We start from the raw sequence: 16,859 nt of genomic DNA, 5'->3' as shown, positions 1-16,859 counted from the left end.
TTTTATGTTTAAAATTCAAGAACTATCATGATTTACTATATATCTGGGGGTGCCCGTTCTGGGAAAAGTAGTTATGCACAAAATCTTGCTTTATCTTTAACCAATAGGCCTGTTTATTTGGCTACAGCCCGTAATTGGGATAAAGATTTTGAAAAACGTATCATCAGGCATCAACAAGATCGAGATGAGCGCTGGGAGAATATAGAAGAAGAGAAATATCCCGCTAAAATTGATTTTACAGGCAAAGTAGTAGTTATAGATTGTGTAACCTTATGGCTTACCAATTTTTTTGTTGATACTAAATACGATGTAGAAGCATCTTTAGAACAAATAAAACAAGCTTTTGATGATTTAACACAACAAGAGGCTACTTTTATCGTCATCTCTAATGAATTAGGAATGGGCTTACATGCCGATACAGAATCCGGAAGGAAGTTTACCGATTTACAAGGTTGGTGTAATCAATACATTGCTAGAAAAGCGGATAAAGCTATCTTTATGGTGTCAGGTTTACCACTTATGCTAAAGTAAATTGCCTTATGAAAAAGAAAATCATTGTTTTAACAGGTGCCGGTATCAGTGCAGAAAGTGGTTTAAAAACCTTTAGAGATGCTGATGGCTTATGGGAAGGTTATGCTATAGAAGATGTTGCTACGCCAGAAGCTTGGCAAAGAAACCCTGCTTTAGTACAGCAGTTTTATAATGAAAGGAGGAGGAGTGTTTTAGCTGCTCAGCCTAATGCGGCTCATCTCGCTTTGAAAAAATTAGAAGAAAAGTTTAATGTTTTAATCATTACCCAAAATATTGATGATTTACATGAGCGAGCAGGTTCTTCAAATATGATGCATTTACATGGAGAAATTGTTTATGCCCGTTCTTCACAAAACCCGGCCTTGCTTTATAAACTAGACAAGCCAGATATAGAAATGGGAGAGTTGTGCAAGTTAGGCAGTCAGTTACGTCCGCATGTAGTGTGGTTTGGCGAGGCTGTACCTATGATTACCAAGGCTATGCATGAAATGCCTTTGGCAGATATGGTTATCCTAATTGGCAGCTCATTAGCGGTGTATCCAGCTGCTGGTTTATTAGAGCTTGCTCGTAAGGAGGTGCCTGTTTATGTGGTAGATCCTAAAATACCAGAAGTTAGAATCTCTAATCCATTGATTAAAATAGAAGAGAAAGCTAGTCTTGCTGTTCCTCTTTTAGTTGAAAAACTGCTGAAACATGAATAGGAAACCTTGTATTTTCAATTGGAGCGGCGGTAAAGACTCGGCTTTAGCTTTATATTATCTTTTGCAAAACCCAGATTATGAGGTTAAATACTTGGTAACTACTGTAAATGATAGTCTGAATCGTATTTCTATGCATGGAGTGCGAGAATCGCTTTTACTAAAACAAGCAGAAAGTTTAGGTATTCCATTATATCAAATTAGATTACCAGAAATGCCCGGTATGAAAGAATATGATGAAATCATGCATCAAAATTTAACCATCCTGAAAGAAGAAGGAATTACACATGCTGTTTTTGGAGATATTTTTTTAGAGGATTTAAAAGCTTACCGCGAATCGAAATTACAAGAAGTAGGGATGGAGGCCGTATTTCCACTGTGGAAGAAAGATACTAAAACGTTAATTCAAGACTTCTTGAATTTAGGTTTTAAAACTGTAATAGCTTGTACCCAAGAAAATTTAGGAGCTTATGCAGGGAAAGTTATTGATATAGCTTTCATAAACAGTTTGCCAGAAAATATAGACCCATGCGGAGAAAACGGAGAATTCCATACTTTTGTGTTTGAAGGCCCGATATTTAAAAACGCTATTACTTATACTTTAGGCGAGAAAGTTTTTAAAAGCTATCCAACACCCAAAAACGAAGACGATGTATGCTTCACTAAAGACGACAAACCCAAAAACCTAGGCTTCTGGTATGTTGATTTGGTGGGGTAGATGTACTAGTTTGTTAGGGGGGTAGTTGGTTAGTTTATTAGTAGGTTAGTTAGAGGGTTTAGTTCATTGGTTCACTGGATTATTAGGGCCTATAAAATTGTATAATCATTGGTTCACTAGGTTATTAGGACCTATAAAATTGTATAATCATTGGTTCACTAGTTGATTAGGACCTATAAAATTGTATAATTAGTCTTAAAAACAAAAATTGCTTAAACTCTACAGAATTTAAGCAATTTGAATTTTTATTTTTGAATTTTTACTTTATTAAGCACTTTTGAATTTTCACTTTTGAATTTTGAATTTTCAATTAAATATACCCTAGAATCTTCAAAACTTGTTTACTGTTTTGCTCTTCGCCAAAAACCTCGTAGTTAAAAGTTTCGTCTCTATTTCTTCTGATGATAACATGCTTAGGAGAAGGTAATAAGCAATGGTGTATACCTCCATAGCCACTTAATACTTCTTGATAAGCCCCCGTATGGAAGAAACCTAAATACTGTACTTTACGTGTTTTAGGCATGAAAACGCTGTTCATGTGTGCTTCTTGGTTGTAATAATCTTGTCCGTCGCAAGTAATACCACCCAAGTTAACACGTTCATATTCAGCATCCCAATTATTAATAGGTAATAAAATATAACGCTGATTTAAAGCCCAAACATCAGGAAGATTGGTAATGAAAGAACCATCAAGCATTAACCACTTTTCACGGTCGTTTTGCTGTTTTCTACCTAGTACTTTGTATAAAATACCCGAAGCCTCGGCACAAGTATATTTACCAAATTCGGTAATAATATCTGGTTCCATTACTTCATGCTCGGCACAAATTTCTTTAATACGTTTTACAATCTCGTTAATCATGTATTCATAATCGAAATCAAAAACTAAAGAATCTTTAAATGGCATACCACCACCAATATCTAAAGTATCTAATTCTGGATTGATTTTCTTAAACTTACAATATAAGGTAACGTATTTTTCTAACTCGTTCCAATAATAAGGTGTATCAGAAATACCAGAGTTAATAAAGAAATGCAGTAATTTAACTCTGAAATTAGGGTTTTTACTGATTTTTGAGTTATAAAAATCTATAACATCTTCTTGTCTTACTCCTAAACGTGAAGTATAAAACTGAGAATCTGGTTGCTCTTCTGCTGCAATTCTGATACCCAAATTACAAGGGATATCTAATTCAACCTCATCATCATATAAATTAAACTCTTCCTTATTATCCAGTACGGGGATGATATTTGTAAAACCATCATGCAGCATATCAATGATATATTGCTTGTATTGGAAAGTTTTAAAACCGTTGCAAATAACCGTAATATCCTTTTTTACAGCACCTTTTTTCTCCAAAGCATCAATCATAGGCATATCAAAAGCCGATGATGTTTCTAAGTGAATATCATTCTTTAAAGCTTCCTCTACAATATGTTTAAAATGCGAACTTTTAGTGCAATAGCAATATTTATAGCTACCACGATAATTGTTTTTAAGAATAGCAGTTTGAAATAGAATCTTGGCCTGCTGAATTTTTTTACTGATGATAGGTAAATAGGTGAAACGCAGGGGAGTACCGTACGTTTCAATCATCTCCATTAAGTTTAGATCATGAAAATATAATTCATCATCAATAATGTCAAAACCTTCTTGTGGAAAACCAACACTGAGGTCTAAGAATTCTTCGTAACTCTGCATTCTTTAGAATAAAATTTTCGCAAAAATGTAATTAAAAATCGAAAAAATGTTAGTCTTATTGTAATTTTAATTTGTTGTGCCTTTTGAGTGCTTATATAAGCGGTAAATGAACTTCAGCTATCATACAGCGGGCACTTCCTCCGCCATTTTTTTCAATGGTTTCTAAAGGTGCTTCCAAAATCTTAACAAACTGTTCTATTTGCTGTTTCTGATTGTTATTTAAACTTTTATAGGCACTTCTAGACATTACCAAAAAATGTTCTCCCTTCATGTTTTCTAGCTCTAGCATATTACCTGCAAATTGGTTCATTTGTGCTAAAGAAATGTCAATCAATAATTTCCCAGTTTTACTTAAACTATCTTTAATAAGTTGTTGCTCTTTTAAATCTTTAACAGCATCCATACAAACAATAGCAAATTTTGTAGCTACGCACATCATCACATTGGTATGATAAATAGCTAAACCTTGGCTGTCTTCTGCATGAAACATAAGAGCTTCAAAACCAATCTGTTTACAAAATTCATGTAAAACTTCTTGATGCGTTCTGGCTGATAAGCAAGCATAAGCTATTTTATTTTCACGGTCTAGCACCATGCTACCCGTACCTTCTAAAAATTTATGCTCTTTCTCGTAAAAGCTTAAATCTTTTATTTCACTAACTTGGTAATGTTCTCTTAAACTTTCAATTATATCTAATCTTCTCTCTTGTCTACGGTTTTCTGCCAACATGGGGTAAAGAAAAACCTGACCGTTTTCATGAAAAGAAATCCAGTTGTTGGGAAAGATAGCATCTGGTGTATGAGGTTCTAAAGTATCTTGTATGATATTGATATTGATTTGATTAGCTTTTAGTACTTCAACAAAAGCATCAAATTCTTGTAAAGCCTTTTCTTGTACATTTTCTTGTTCAGTTTGTACACGCTGGAAAGCATTACTAGCTACCGTTTGCTGGTTAAGGGCAAAGGCTACAGGTCTAATCATTAAAATTTGAGAAGTGGTTTGCATGATGTTTCTTATTGATCAATAATTAAATATCTGCTCTTAGTAAAGGCATACTCATACAATGGAAACCACCACGAGCTCTTGATAACTCTGCTGATGGCATGGTGATGAAAGTATCTGTTAAATCTTCTACCTGTAACTCGTTGTTTTCTAGCTTTTGCAGCAGTTTCTTTACAGGGATAACTTTAAATCCTTTTTGCTTAAAAGCCTCTAGGGTATGGTCGTTTCTATCATAACCCAAAACAACACCTTCTTTAATGGCAAGCAGGTTACAAGAATCTGTCCATTGTTCACGAGAATCATAAGGGAATTTCTCATTACCAGAATAAATAAATTCTACTTTTTCTGTTGATTTTAAATCGTTTACACTGATGTCTTGTAGTAAATCTTCAATACAAGCAAATTTTTTAGGGTACTGAATTTTACCTTTCACAAATTGCGTAATTTCAGCTTTTTCTGATACTTGTTCTTTTAATAAATGATCTATAGGTTCAGAGCCATCGCCACTAAAATCTGCTTTTCCAATAGCGTGTAAAATCACCCAAACATTGCGCTTAACCTGAGTAAACACAGTGTCTATATGCATAAAATCTCGCTTATGCGGAATTTTAACTACCGAAACTTTATCTACCACGTTCTTCTCAAATAGTATCTTTATAGCTTCATTAATACCACGAGCGGATGTTCTTTCGCTATGCCCAATAATTACATGGTTTTTGCTTACCACCATAACATCACCACCTTCTAGGGTGTTTTTTTCTATTTGCTCTTCACCAGGCCTCAAGAAATACTGCAAAGAATCAGGTATTTCAATAATGTTGGCTTTATAAGCTTTAAATAAAGGATGATTAAAGAAAATATATTTTGCTAAAAGAGCTTCTCTAGAACGAGCTTTTTTAGCAGGTTTATTAAGCAAAACAAAATTATTGATGGTGATACCAATATCCCTAGTAAAAATAAGATTTGGGATAGGCGCAAAAATCATGGTATCATCGTTTAAAGAACCAGAAATCATCACTTTAGCCAAATCCTCTGGCGATGTCTCTAATAACTCCTGCTGCAAAAGGTAATTACAGTCTTCTATAGCGCAAACGGCAGCTACAAGTTTCTTTTTGATATTTTCATCCCCCAAAATGTCTTGAAGTAGGACCTGTATTTCTATAACTTTGTCTGATTTATAAAAGTTAGCATGACCCGGTTTATAAAAGGCTCTGCTTTTATCGCCATCAATATCTTTAAGCTTACCTTTTATTTTTGATGGATCTAAGAAATACAAAAGTAGCTTTACGTAATAATCGTACTCGTCTTTTCTGATGGTATCTAAATGAACAATATCTTCAAACAACCAATCTTGCGCTTTAGAGGGTACTACACGCCCCAATCCACTATCAGGACTATGGATGAGTAATCTTTCTAAAGTTCCAATTTCTGAGCTTACCTGTAATCTAAAATCTGAGTTGAATAGCATAATTTTCATCTATATACCCAATTTAACAGATTTACCTCAAATTATGTGTTAAGCCTACATAAAATTTACAATAATAGGGTTCAACATCATCTAACATAAAACAATATCTTTGCAGGTATATGTCTTTACATCAAGAAGAAACCATTGTTGCACTAGCAACACCAGCAGGAATAGGGGCTATAGGCGTTATCAGGTTATCAGGACCAGAAGCTATTAGCATTACCAATAAAGTTTTTTATGGTAAAAATTTAGAAACCCAAGACTCGCATACCATACATTTTGGAACCATAAGAGATGAGGGTTTTATTATTGATGAAGTTTTAGTTTCGCTCTTTGTAGCTCCAAAATCATATACCAAAGAGAATGTGGTGGAGATTAGCTGCCATGGCTCAGATTATATCATTGCCAGCATCATTAAATTGATGATAAAAAATGGTGCGAGAGCAGCAAAAGCGGGCGAATTTACTTTAAGGGCTTTTTTAAATGGTGGCTTAGATTTGTCTCAGGCAGAAGCTGTTGCAGATTTAATTGCTTCAAGTTCAAAATCAGCACACCAGCTGGCTTTACAGCAGATGCGTGGTGGTTTTTCTAACGAGTTGAAGAATTTAAGAGAGCAACTCATTCATTTTGCATCTATGATAGAGCTGGAATTAGATTTTAGCGAAGAAGATGTAGAATTTGCAAACCGCGACCAGCTTAAACAACTTATTTTGGCTATTAATAAAGTTGTTTCAAGGTTGATACAATCATTTGAGATGGGTAACGTGATTAAAAACGGTGTACCCGTTGTAATTGCAGGAAAGCCCAACGTTGGAAAATCTACCTTGTTAAATGTTTTATTAAATGAAGAAAGAGCCATCGTTTCTGATATTGCTGGTACTACCAGAGATACCGTAGAAGACGAAATTACTTTGCAAGGTGTGCGTTTTAGATTTATTGATACCGCAGGGATAAGAGAAACAGCAGACATTATTGAAGCAAAAGGAGTAGAGCGCACTTTTGAGAAGATAAAATCATCAGCCATTGTGCTTTATCTGTTCGACCCAAGAGAGACATCCTTAACAGAATTAAAAGCTATTATTGATGATTTACAACAAGTTATCCAAGAAAATAATAGCAAGTTACTTTTGGTAGCCAATAAAATCGATGAAACACAGGTTAACGATGCCTTAAGTGGCTTTGAATCTTTAGGCGAGATTTTATATATCTCAGCAAAGGAAAAACACAATATTCAATTATTAGAAGATGAGCTTTTAAAAGCAGCAAACCTTAGTCAAATCAATAAAGATGAAGTGATTGTAAGCAACATCCGTCATTTAGAGGCTTTACAAAAAACAGAAGCATCCTTAAGCCGAGTTTTAAATGGTATAGATAACCCTGTAACTTCTGACTTTTTAGCTATGGATATTAAACAGGCTTTATACTATTTGGGTGAGATAACAGGCACTGTTACTACGGATGATTTGTTGGAGAATATATTTAGTAAGTTTTGTATAGGGAAGTAATTCACCTATTCTCGTTTGTTAACTGCTTGTTTTTCAATTGTTTGTTTATTTTTACTTGTTGCTTGTTTACTGTTTATTTAGTAAATTTGTTGCTATAATGCTGTTAAGCAACAATGTTTATATGACAATAAGCGTCTATTAATCTACAGCCTATAGAAAACATCGTACGCCACCAATTAGCTCCTCATATGTATAAAAAATTATTGAAGATAATTTACTTAAGGTAGAAGTGGCTTTGGCAGATTTAAAAAAAGCTCGGGAAGAAAGCTTGCAGACAGAACAAAAGTTTAAAGAAAAACTTAAAAATTATATCTGATAACATATAAATTACTGTTTAATCAATATTTTATATTTAATTGCATATAAATAACTTATTTTTGTTATTATTGTATGTAAAAGCATATAAAAATGAATCCTTTAGCAGACTTTGTTAAAAACAGACGTAAGCAATTAAAATGCACACAGGAGGAGTTTGCCGCAAAGGCAGGCGTAGCTCTTACCGTAATAAGAAAAATTGAACAAGGTAAAGAAAACCTTAGTTTGTCTAAAGTTAATCAAGTATTAAGAATGTTTGGGCAAGTTTTAGCTCCTGTAAATCAGAAACAAGCATGAGACAAGCTCTTGTAAAATATAACAATAGCAATGCAGGCATTTTAACAGAGCTAGACTCTGGCGAGTATGAATTTGTTTATGATGAAAAATATATTCAAAATCATGCTGATTTGTTTATCACTTTTCAAATGCCTGTAAGAACAAGTCCATACAAAAGTAAAAGGCTTTTTCCTTTTTTTGATGGCTTAATTCCAGAAGGTTGGTTATTAGCAATAGCGGCCGAAAGTTGGAAAATCAATAGAAACGATAGGATGGGCCTGCTGTTAGCGTGTTGCCAAAATACTATTGGTGCAGTAAGTGTTCATCCTGTAACTGAAAACCAAAATGCTTAAGTGTTTATATTGTTACCAGCCATTAGATACTAGCCACACAGCAGACTATCATCCTAAATGTATCAAAGCTTTTTATGGAACAAGTGGGGCACCAAGTTTACCATATCAATTACAGGATATGGAAATGCTGGCTAAACAAGCGGTAGAATTATCTATTACCGTACCTGGGGTACAGCCAAAACTATCATTAGCTTGGATAAAAGATACCTTAGAAAATGGGCATAAAGGCCGTTTAACCATTATGGATGCTTTAGAGGGACTGTATATTTTAAAACCACAAAATTCGCAGTATTCGCAAATGCCAGAAAACGAACATTTATCCATGAAATTGGCTGCATTATTTAAAATAGAAGTAGTGCCATCTACCCTCATTCGTTTAGCCTCTGGCCAATTGTGTTACCTAACCAAACGTATAGACCGTAAGAAAGACCATGCAAAAATACACATGATAGACTTTCTGCAAATTTTAGAACTAGAAGATAAGTATTTAGGTTCTATGGAAAATTTAGGTAAAACCATCGGAGAATTATCTGTAAATACCCTGATGGATAAGTTGCGCTTTTTTGAGCTAACGCTTTTTAACTTTATCATTGCTAATAACGATATGCACTTAAAAAACTTCTCTATGTGGCTTTCAGACATGGGTTGGGTGCTAGCGCCAGCTTATGATTTGTTAAACGTAAAACTTATTTTACCAAAAGATACTGATGAAACAGCCCTATTGTTAGGAGGTAAAAAGAAAAATTTTGATAAGGGCTATTTTGATAGGTTTGGCCATGTTTTGCAATTAAATAACAAACAAATTCATGCTGTTTATAAAAAGCTTGGTAGCTGGCTTCCAAAAGCCATCCAACTGATTGATGATTCTTTTTTAAACGATGAAAATAAAAAACAATATAAAGCCATTATTAGCCAACGTATAAAATATTTTAACACTGCTGTATGACCCAACAAGAACTAGAAAAATACCTTTAGGGTGCTGCAAAAGTATTGCATGGTACCATAGATACCGGAGATTATAAATAATACATTTTTCCGCTTTTATTATTTAAAAGAATATGCGATGTATATGATGAAGAATTTGAAAAAGCTTTAAAAAAGAGCCAAGGAGAATACTCAGTTTTTGTAGAACATCACCATTTCTTAGTAACCTCCAAGAAGCACATTGGAATATCGTAAGGAAAACTAATACCAACGTAGGTAGGGCTATACAAAGTGCCATGCGAGAAATAGAAAAAGCTAATCCCAATACTTTCTATAGTATTGATCCGGTAACCATACCGCTGCCTGTTTACGGAATACGGGCTTCGAAATCACATCCTGCAACATTTGCTTGTCCAAGCTAAGGTCAGGAACCAGTTTTTTTAATTTTGATTTTTTCATCGCAATTATTTGTTTCAAGTTATAAATAATTACCCTTATTCTTTAATTTTGATTGTTGCTGTATAGTGAGAGGCATTCCCTGGCGTTTACAAGCCAATAATGAAGATGAAATAATTATTGGTATTGGAGCATTTAAACCAGCAGACAAAGAAGAAAGATTTGTTGGTAGTGCCTTTTGTTTCGGAAAGTGATATGTCATATTAAACTTTCTCATCATCGTTTTTCATTATATTTGTTTTGATGGATACTACAACTTGGAAAATCTCTTATCCCGAAAAATTTATTGCAGAAATAGAACATTATCCTTCTGTACAACATAATCATCAAAATCAGCAAATACAAGCGCATACACAAGATTTACGTACCACTTTTCAATATGAGAAAATAGAAGAAGGGTGCTATTTATTTGTGGTAGATATGGAAGCTTTAGAAGCAACAAAAATTGCTATTTTAGGTGATCGTGAAGTAGAATACTTTTGCCTTTCTTATCAACTGATTAGGGGTGGGGTAAACAAAACACCTCATAAAGATAATTATCAACAATCTAAAGCCCTATCCTTACCCAGAATATGTAGTTTTTATAACAATGCGTTTGATTACGAGACTAATTTTGAGGAGAAAGCAGGTATTAGAGCCTTTATATTTTGCTTTAAGAAAGAATGGTTAATGCAACATATAGATTTGAGTAGTGTTGATAAGCAAGCTGGTTTTATGAAAGTATTGGCAAAAGAAATGGATGGCATAGCTTATTTTAACGATAGCTTTTATAAAGACACCTATGACGAGCTGAACCATGTTTTATCCAGTCATAAAAGATCACCAGTTTATAGCTTGGTAGTAAAAAAATTATCCATGGCACTGATAGCCGATTTCTTTAGTATCGTAACTGATCCTTTATCCGTTTTAAATGTACCTGCACAGCCAGAAGAATTTGATGGTATTGAAAATATCAAAGACTATATCCATAACCATTTCAGAAAGGGCTTCCCAGGTTTAGATTATTTGGCAGAATTAGGCAAAATGACAGTACCTACCATGCGCAGGCAGTTTAAAAGGCAAACTGGTAAAACCGCTTTTGATTATTTTAGAGAAGTACAAATGCGATATGCTTTTGAACTACTACAACAAGGCCACAGGGTTAAACAGGTAGCATATTTACTTAGTTTTAGTAATGCTTCTAATTTTAGCAGAACATTTAAAGAAGTGTATCGTTTGCCCCCAGCAGCTATAGTGAAATTAATTGATGAGTAGGATGTAGGTGTGTGTATTGAAAAATACATGTTAGCCAGTTGAAGAGTTTCTAAAATCATCAACTAATTCTAAACTAAAAAAGAAAAGTCGGAACTTTTTCAGAATATATCAGATGATGCTCCGACTTCTTTTTCACAGGTACATAATATAACAATTAGAGGTTAAAAACGCTTCATTTGATAGAATTATGGAGTTTAGATAACAGAAAAAAAAACTTATCTAAACCTTATTTAACCAATACTTTAATTTTAGCACCATTTTCTTGAAGTATTAAAAAATAAGCACCAGGATTTAACTTCTTGCTTAGCTTAAAAGTTGCATTTCCGTTTGAAAATGGGATATATCCTTTAAAAACTTCCCTTCCTAAAAGATCATACAGCATCAATACTTGATTACCCTCTAAACCGGCATAATTAATATTTATGGTATCATCAGTAATCGGATTTGGGTAAACCAAAAGTTCTTTTTGTGATAAACTTGCAAAAGTTATGGGTCTTATACCCAATACTTCTGTTTTACCATTTACATCCGTTTGGTTTAGTTGATAATAGCTTAAGCCATTAGATGGATTAAAGTCTATGGTTTCGTAAATAGCACCATTACCTTTAGATTGTACGACACTTAAAGTTTCAAATATTTTGCCATCTCTACTTTTTGAAACTGTAAAGTGGCTATTATGATGCTCTGTTGCCGTTTCCCACGTTAAATTAACCTGTTTATCAAATTTAACACTTGCCTTATAATCCTTAAGTTTTACAGGTAAAGTACCTAAAGGGAAGCTCTTGGCAAATGCGCCATTAAAAGAAGCGTAAGCTACCACAAGCTCGCTACCTGTAGAAATTATATTGGTGTAATTAGCTTGTTTTAGAGAGAAGCCAGCACTACCTACATTTTCCCAAATTGTTCCGTTAAACTTCTGAACAGTAGCTCTACCACCATTTGCGTTATCGCCATAAACCAAATAAGGTGTATTCCCATAAAACATGATATTGGTGTAGGATGCTGAACCAGGTGAAAATCCTGCAGTACCAACAAGTTCCCAAGAAGTACCATTAAACTTTTGAACGGTAGCTCTAAAAGAGTTAGCAGCATCTTGATAAGCTACATAAGGTGTTAAGCCATCAAAAGCTATACTGGTATATATAGCTTCCCCGGCAGAAAAACCAGCTGTACCTACAAGCTCCCAAGTGGTTCCATTAAATCTTTGTACAGTAGCCTTGCTTGAATTTGCACCGTCACCATATACAACATAAGGCTTATCATCAGAAAACGCCAAATTAACATAAAATGCTACACCAGCAGAGAAGCCAGCAGTACCTACTTGTTCCCAACTGGTACCATTAAACCTTTGTACAGTAATTTTATTGGAATTTGCCACATCTCGGTAAGCTACATAAGGAATATGATTATTGAAACTAATAGTTGTATATAAAACTCCTCCGGCAGAAAAACCCGCATTTCCAACAACTTCCCAAGTTGTACCATTAAATCTTTGTACGGTAGCTTTATTTGAGTTTGCAGCATCTTGATACACTACATAAGGTGTACTTCCATCAAATGTAATCTGATTATAAGCTACCTGACCAGCAGAAAAACCCGCATTACCTACAATTTCCCAAGAAGTACCATTATATTTTTTTACAGTTGCTTTATATTGATTCTCTTCATCACGATAAAACACAAACGGTGTGGTACCATCATGTCCCAAGCTCAAATACAGGGTTTGACCTGTAGTAAACCCATTGATAAGCCCTACAAATTCCCATGTATTACCCTCATATTTTTGTACAATAGCTTTGTTTGATAACCCCCCATCTTGATAGATAATATAAGGGGTATTTCCATTAAAAGCTATATGAGTCCTAGTTGAGTTACCAGCTGAAAAACCAGCATTACCTACCAATTCCCAAGTATTACCATTAAATTTCTGTACGGTTATCTTACTAGAATTTGCGCCATCACTGTAAATAATGTAAGGTGTACTACCGCTCATAGCTAAATTTATATGAAAAGCAGTATTGGTAGAAAAACCTACGTTACCAACCAGTTCCCAAGTGGTTCCATTAAATCTTTGTACTGTAGCTTTGTTTGAGTTTGCAGCATCTGTATAAGCTACATAAGGAGTAGTCCCATCAAATGCGATATTTGCATAAGAGGCCTGTCCGGCTGTAAAACCGTTTACGCCAACAAGTTCCCAGTCTGTTCCATTAAATCTTTTCAATGTTGCTTTAAAAGAATTTCCACCATCAGTATATAACAAATAAGGGATAGCATTATTAAATATAATGGTAGTATAAAGAGCCACACCGGTGGATACACCTGCAGTACCAACAACTTCCCATGCTGTGCCATTAAACTTTCTTACAGTGGCTTTATTACTATTACCTCCATCTCTATAGGCTACATAAGGTGTATTGTTATGGATAGCTAATGAAATATAATTGGCTGTTGATGAGGAGAAGCCAGCGGTACCCACTATTTCCCAAGAAGTACCATTAAATTTTTGAACAGTTGCTTTGTTGGAGTTTGCAGCATCTTGATAAGCTATGTAAGGAGTAGTACCCGCAAAAGCTAAACTAGTATAAACGAGTGTACCTGCTGAGAAGCCTGGTGCGCCTACAAACTCCCAGGATGTACCATTAAATCTCTTAACCGTTAGTCTACTGTTATTATCGGCATCTTGATAAGCTATGTAAGGTGTAGATCCATTAAAGACAAGATAGGGGAACGTGACACCTCCAAAACTAGCTTGATTAAAATCATCTGGTCCTAATGGCTGCCAAGTTTGGGCATTGAGGATGATTGTCCAAATGCTTAAACTAAATAAAAGTGTAATTTTTTTAAACATCATTTTTTGATAAGAATGGATTAGAAAATATGTAACACATGTTTTGCTCTGTATACATGCTTGGTGATATTTATTTCAACAACAAATTTACCGCTGACTACATAGCAGATATGATCAAAAAACAATCAAATATGACAATGAGGAACTAATTAAGCATGTACAGCCTAATATTAGAGTTTGTTTATATCTAGTATTAAAATCTTTATATAATACTCTTACTAAATCCATATTATTTCAAATATCTTTCCATAGTAAGTCCACGTTTTTATTATTTTTTGTGGACTTATACTTTTAATAATTATTAATTTATCTATTAATAATAAGAATTTAAAACAAACAATTCTTATATTTAGTCTTAAAATCTACGATATGGCCATTATTGATAAAAAAGGACGTATACACGGTAAAATAGGAAATCTGGTTTACCGCACCGTTGGTGATACTGAAATTGTACAAACCAAAGCAGCCAAAGTAAAGCAAACACTTTCTACCAAAGAGAGTGCTATGGAATTTGGTCTTGCCAGTAACTGTGGACGTATTTTAAGATCGGTGTTTTCTACATTTTGCTGCAATAGCGATGGTAAAATGATTAACCGACTGAATGTTACTTTGCTGAAATGTATTAAAGATAATTTAACTAAAGAACGTGGTAACCGCGATTTACATGATGGAAATTTAGAACATTTGCTGGGTTTTCAGTTTAATGCGCATTCTCCTATGAATATGGCTTTAGCTGTGCGTCCGCTTTGTTTTATGGAAGCAGGTAGGCTTAAAGTAAAGCTCCCAGAAATTAAAGAAAATACCCAATTACAGCAGTTGAAATATGGTAGACATGCGGTGTTACGCTTGATGTTGGTAGCTGTTAATTTTAGAGAAAACTATTATGAATACCTGCCTTTATGATTAAAAAAGCAAATGAGCTAAATTTGCAATTGATTGAAAATTAATATGTTATTAAAAACGTCAATGGTAACAAAGTAAAACATCTTACAATAAAAGTTTACAGCTTTCATGTGACCACCCAGCTATAATTCAACAAAGTAATAATAGTCTTAAATAACCATTTAATACCTTAAATTCATCTATTTATAGTCATATTAAATCAATACTATTTCCATAATAATTCCATAGTAAATCCACGTTTTTATTATTTTTTGTGGACTTATACTTTTAATAATTATTAATTTATCTATTAATGATAAGAATCTAAAACAAACAATTCTTATATTTAACCTTAAAATCTACGATATGGCAATTATTGATAAAAAAGGACGTATACACGGTAAAATAGGAAACCTCGTTTACCGCACCGTTGGTGATACTGAAATTGTACAAACCAAAGCAGCCAAAGTAAAACAAACACTTTCTACCAAAGAGAGTGCTATGGAATTTGGTCTTGCCAGTAACTGTGGACGTATTTTAAGATCGGTGTTTTCTACATTTTGCTGCAATAGCGATGGTAAAATGATTAACCGACTGAACGTTACTTTGCTGAAATGTATTAAAGATAATCTAACTAAAGAACGTGGTAACCGCGATTTACACGATGGAAATTTAGAACATTTGCTGGGTTTTCAGTTTAATGCGCATTCTCCTATGAATATGGCTTTAGCTGTGCGTCCGCTTTGTTTTATGGAAGCAGGTAGGCTTAAAGTAAAGCTCCCAGAAATTAAAGAAAATACCCAATTACAGCAGTTGAAATATGGTAGACATGCGGTGTTACGCTTGATGTTGGTAGCTGTTAATTTTAGAGAAAACTATTATGAATACTTAAGCTATCAGGATATTGACATTGCTAAAGGTGCTGTTATTCCAGAACAAGAATGGAATCCTGATGTGGTACTACCTCCTGGAAGTATCCTATTGGTTAGTGCATCTTTACATTATAGTGGTTTAACAGATGTAAGTGGCCAGGCGCAAAGCATCAACAGTAAAGATTTTAGTCCTGCCGAGCTTATTGGCGCTTTCCATATTTCCGAAGAAGAATCTACCCAGCTAGTAGAAACAGCAGAAGAGGAGCGTATGCGCTATCCTTTAGATAATTACCGCGGAGAAGAAATTTTAAAAGAAATAAATAAAAAGCGTGGTAAAAATAGCAGTTCGCCAGCCTTAAAACCTAAGACTGTAGTTGTAAAAGCTACGGATAAGAAAGAAACAGTTCCGGAAGTACCTATAGGTAAGGTGTTTTACCAAACGGAGTTGAATTTTGGGTGAGGGGGGCGGCTCTATGTTAAAACGCAGAGATTATATGTTTAAATTTTTAGTGGAGAAAACGCACCAGTTTTTTATGTTTAATGACGAAGGCAACGCAGCAGCCATTGACGAACCTGTTAAGGATTTTCCGCTTATTCATTTCTTAAAATTATCTGAATCAGAATTTTCAGGATTAAAAGATGCTCAGGATGAATAATTACGATAGCATTACATATAAAATTAATGGTTGTGCTATGAAGGTTCACAACCTACTTGGCAATGGCTTTCAGGAGGTCATTTACCAGCGATGCTTGGCAATCGAACTTGAAAGGGCTGGCTTAGGTTTTGCTCGTGAATTAGAGCAGGATATTTTTTACGATGGTATTCACGTAGGTACAAGAAGAGCAGATTTTATTGTTGAAAATGACATTATCGTTGAACTTAAAGCACTCATCAATTTGGAGGATGTACACTTAGCACAAGCCAAAAATTATTTAATAGCTTATAATAAGCCAATAGGACTTTTAATAAACTTTGGAAGTACGAGTTTGCAATTTAAAAAAGTGTTTAATTCTAAGTACAACCTGAATCCTGCTCATCCTAAAATCGAGTAAA

16 protein-coding genes are annotated in these 16,859 nt (G+C 34.3%); 12 read left to right on the top strand and 4 right to left on the bottom strand.

What is annotated here, in order from left to right; genetic code table 11:
• Nucleotides 1-27 precede the first annotated feature (27 nt).
• From H510_RS0114140 to H510_RS0114130, 3 genes are read left to right on the top strand one after another with little or no spacing between them, the layout of a single operon-like run.
• Complete coding sequence (locus H510_RS0114140; RefSeq protein ID WP_026904916.1) at nucleotides 28-531, top strand: bifunctional adenosylcobinamide kinase/adenosylcobinamide-phosphate guanylyltransferase; 504 nt, start codon at nucleotides 28-30, stop codon at nucleotides 529-531.
• Nucleotides 532-539: 8 nt separating this feature from the next.
• Nucleotides 540-1,232, top strand: coding sequence for an SIR2 family NAD-dependent protein deacylase (locus H510_RS0114135; RefSeq protein ID WP_026904915.1), 693 nt, complete (start codon nucleotides 540-542; stop codon nucleotides 1,230-1,232).
• Nucleotides 1,225-1,947, top strand: coding sequence for a Dph6-related ATP pyrophosphatase (locus H510_RS0114130; RefSeq protein WP_026904914.1), 723 nt, complete (start codon nucleotides 1,225-1,227; stop codon nucleotides 1,945-1,947). Before H510_RS0114135 ends, H510_RS0114130 begins: the two co-directional genes overlap by 8 nt.
• Before the next feature lie 310 nt (nucleotides 1,948-2,257).
• Here the strand turns inward: H510_RS0114130 and H510_RS0114125 are convergent, their stop codons facing one another.
• The 3 genes from H510_RS0114125 to H510_RS0114115 form a co-directional block, all read right to left on the bottom strand.
• Nucleotides 2,258-3,649: an arginine decarboxylase gene (locus H510_RS0114125; protein ID WP_026904913.1), complete on the bottom strand. Its 1,392-nt coding sequence runs from the start codon at nucleotides 3,647-3,649 to the stop codon at nucleotides 2,258-2,260.
• Nucleotides 3,650-3,740: 91 nt separating this feature from the next.
• Nucleotides 3,741-4,655 (bottom strand): citrulline utilization hydrolase CtlX, encoded by a 915-nt coding sequence (gene ctlX / locus H510_RS0114120; RefSeq protein ID WP_036692957.1) that lies wholly within the window; start codon nucleotides 4,653-4,655, stop codon nucleotides 3,741-3,743.
• 22 nt (nucleotides 4,656-4,677) lie between these two features.
• A complete protein-coding gene (locus H510_RS0114115; protein ID WP_036692955.1) occupies nucleotides 4,678-6,129 on the bottom strand; it encodes an arginine deiminase family protein in 1,452 nt (483 codons plus the stop codon).
• 110 nt (nucleotides 6,130-6,239) lie between these two features.
• Between H510_RS0114115 and mnmE the strand changes: the two genes are divergently transcribed.
• The 5 genes from mnmE to H510_RS0114075 all read left to right on the top strand — a co-directional run bounded on the left by mnmE (nucleotide 6,240) and on the right by H510_RS0114075 (nucleotide 11,203).
• Nucleotides 6,240-7,625, top strand: coding sequence for a tRNA uridine-5-carboxymethylaminomethyl(34) synthesis GTPase MnmE (mnmE, locus tag H510_RS0114110; protein ID WP_026904910.1), 1,386 nt, complete (start codon nucleotides 6,240-6,242; stop codon nucleotides 7,623-7,625).
• 408 nt (nucleotides 7,626-8,033) lie between these two features.
• A complete protein-coding gene (locus tag H510_RS0114100) occupies nucleotides 8,034-8,237 on the top strand; it encodes a helix-turn-helix domain-containing protein (RefSeq protein WP_026904909.1) in 204 nt (67 codons plus the stop codon).
• On the top strand, nucleotides 8,234-8,569 hold the full coding sequence (locus H510_RS0114095; RefSeq protein WP_026904908.1) for a HipA N-terminal domain-containing protein: 336 nt from the start codon (nucleotides 8,234-8,236) through the stop codon (nucleotides 8,567-8,569). The genes H510_RS0114100 and H510_RS0114095 overlap by 4 nt, the downstream gene beginning before the upstream one ends.
• Entirely contained in the window at nucleotides 8,562-9,515 is a 954-nt protein-coding gene (locus H510_RS18990) for a HipA domain-containing protein (protein ID WP_026904907.1), read from the top strand. Before H510_RS0114095 ends, H510_RS18990 begins: the two co-directional genes overlap by 8 nt.
• Nucleotides 9,516-10,192: 677 nt before the next feature.
• Nucleotides 10,193-11,203 (top strand): helix-turn-helix domain-containing protein, encoded by a 1,011-nt coding sequence (locus H510_RS0114075; RefSeq protein ID WP_026904906.1) that lies wholly within the window; start codon nucleotides 10,193-10,195, stop codon nucleotides 11,201-11,203.
• A gap of 226 nt (nucleotides 11,204-11,429) precedes the next feature.
• Here the strand turns inward: H510_RS0114075 and H510_RS19655 are convergent, their stop codons facing one another.
• Nucleotides 11,430-14,054, bottom strand: coding sequence for a T9SS type A sorting domain-containing protein (locus tag H510_RS19655; RefSeq protein WP_081659288.1), 2,625 nt, complete (start codon nucleotides 14,052-14,054; stop codon nucleotides 11,430-11,432).
• 366 nt (nucleotides 14,055-14,420) lie between these two features.
• Between H510_RS19655 and H510_RS0114065 the strand changes: the two genes are divergently transcribed.
• The 4 genes from H510_RS0114065 to H510_RS0114050 all read left to right on the top strand — a co-directional run bounded on the left by H510_RS0114065 (nucleotide 14,421) and on the right by H510_RS0114050 (nucleotide 16,858).
• Nucleotides 14,421-14,954: a hypothetical protein gene (locus H510_RS0114065; protein WP_026904904.1), complete on the top strand. Its 534-nt coding sequence runs from the start codon at nucleotides 14,421-14,423 to the stop codon at nucleotides 14,952-14,954.
• 345 nt (nucleotides 14,955-15,299) lie between these two features.
• The gene (locus tag H510_RS0114060; RefSeq protein WP_026904903.1) at nucleotides 15,300-16,265 is read left to right on the top strand and encodes a hypothetical protein; all 966 of its coding nucleotides are present in this window, start codon (nucleotides 15,300-15,302) and stop codon (nucleotides 16,263-16,265) included.
• 34 nt (nucleotides 16,266-16,299) lie between these two features.
• Nucleotides 16,300-16,461, top strand: a complete 162-nt coding sequence (locus H510_RS0114055; protein WP_211226586.1) for a hypothetical protein — start codon at nucleotides 16,300-16,302, stop codon at nucleotides 16,459-16,461.
• Nucleotides 16,454-16,858, top strand: a complete 405-nt coding sequence (locus H510_RS0114050) for a GxxExxY protein (RefSeq protein ID WP_036692953.1) — start codon at nucleotides 16,454-16,456, stop codon at nucleotides 16,856-16,858. The genes H510_RS0114055 and H510_RS0114050 overlap by 8 nt, the downstream gene beginning before the upstream one ends.
• The last annotated feature ends 1 nt before the right edge of the window (nucleotide 16,859 follow it).

The sequence above is a fragment of the Pedobacter glucosidilyticus DSM 23534 genome, assembly GCF_000425145.1.
GTDB classification, from domain to species: domain Bacteria; phylum Bacteroidota; class Bacteroidia; order Sphingobacteriales; family Sphingobacteriaceae; genus Pseudopedobacter; species Pseudopedobacter glucosidilyticus.
Note: the sequence above shows the minus strand (reverse complement) of the source record. Positions and strands in the feature narration are given on the sequence as shown.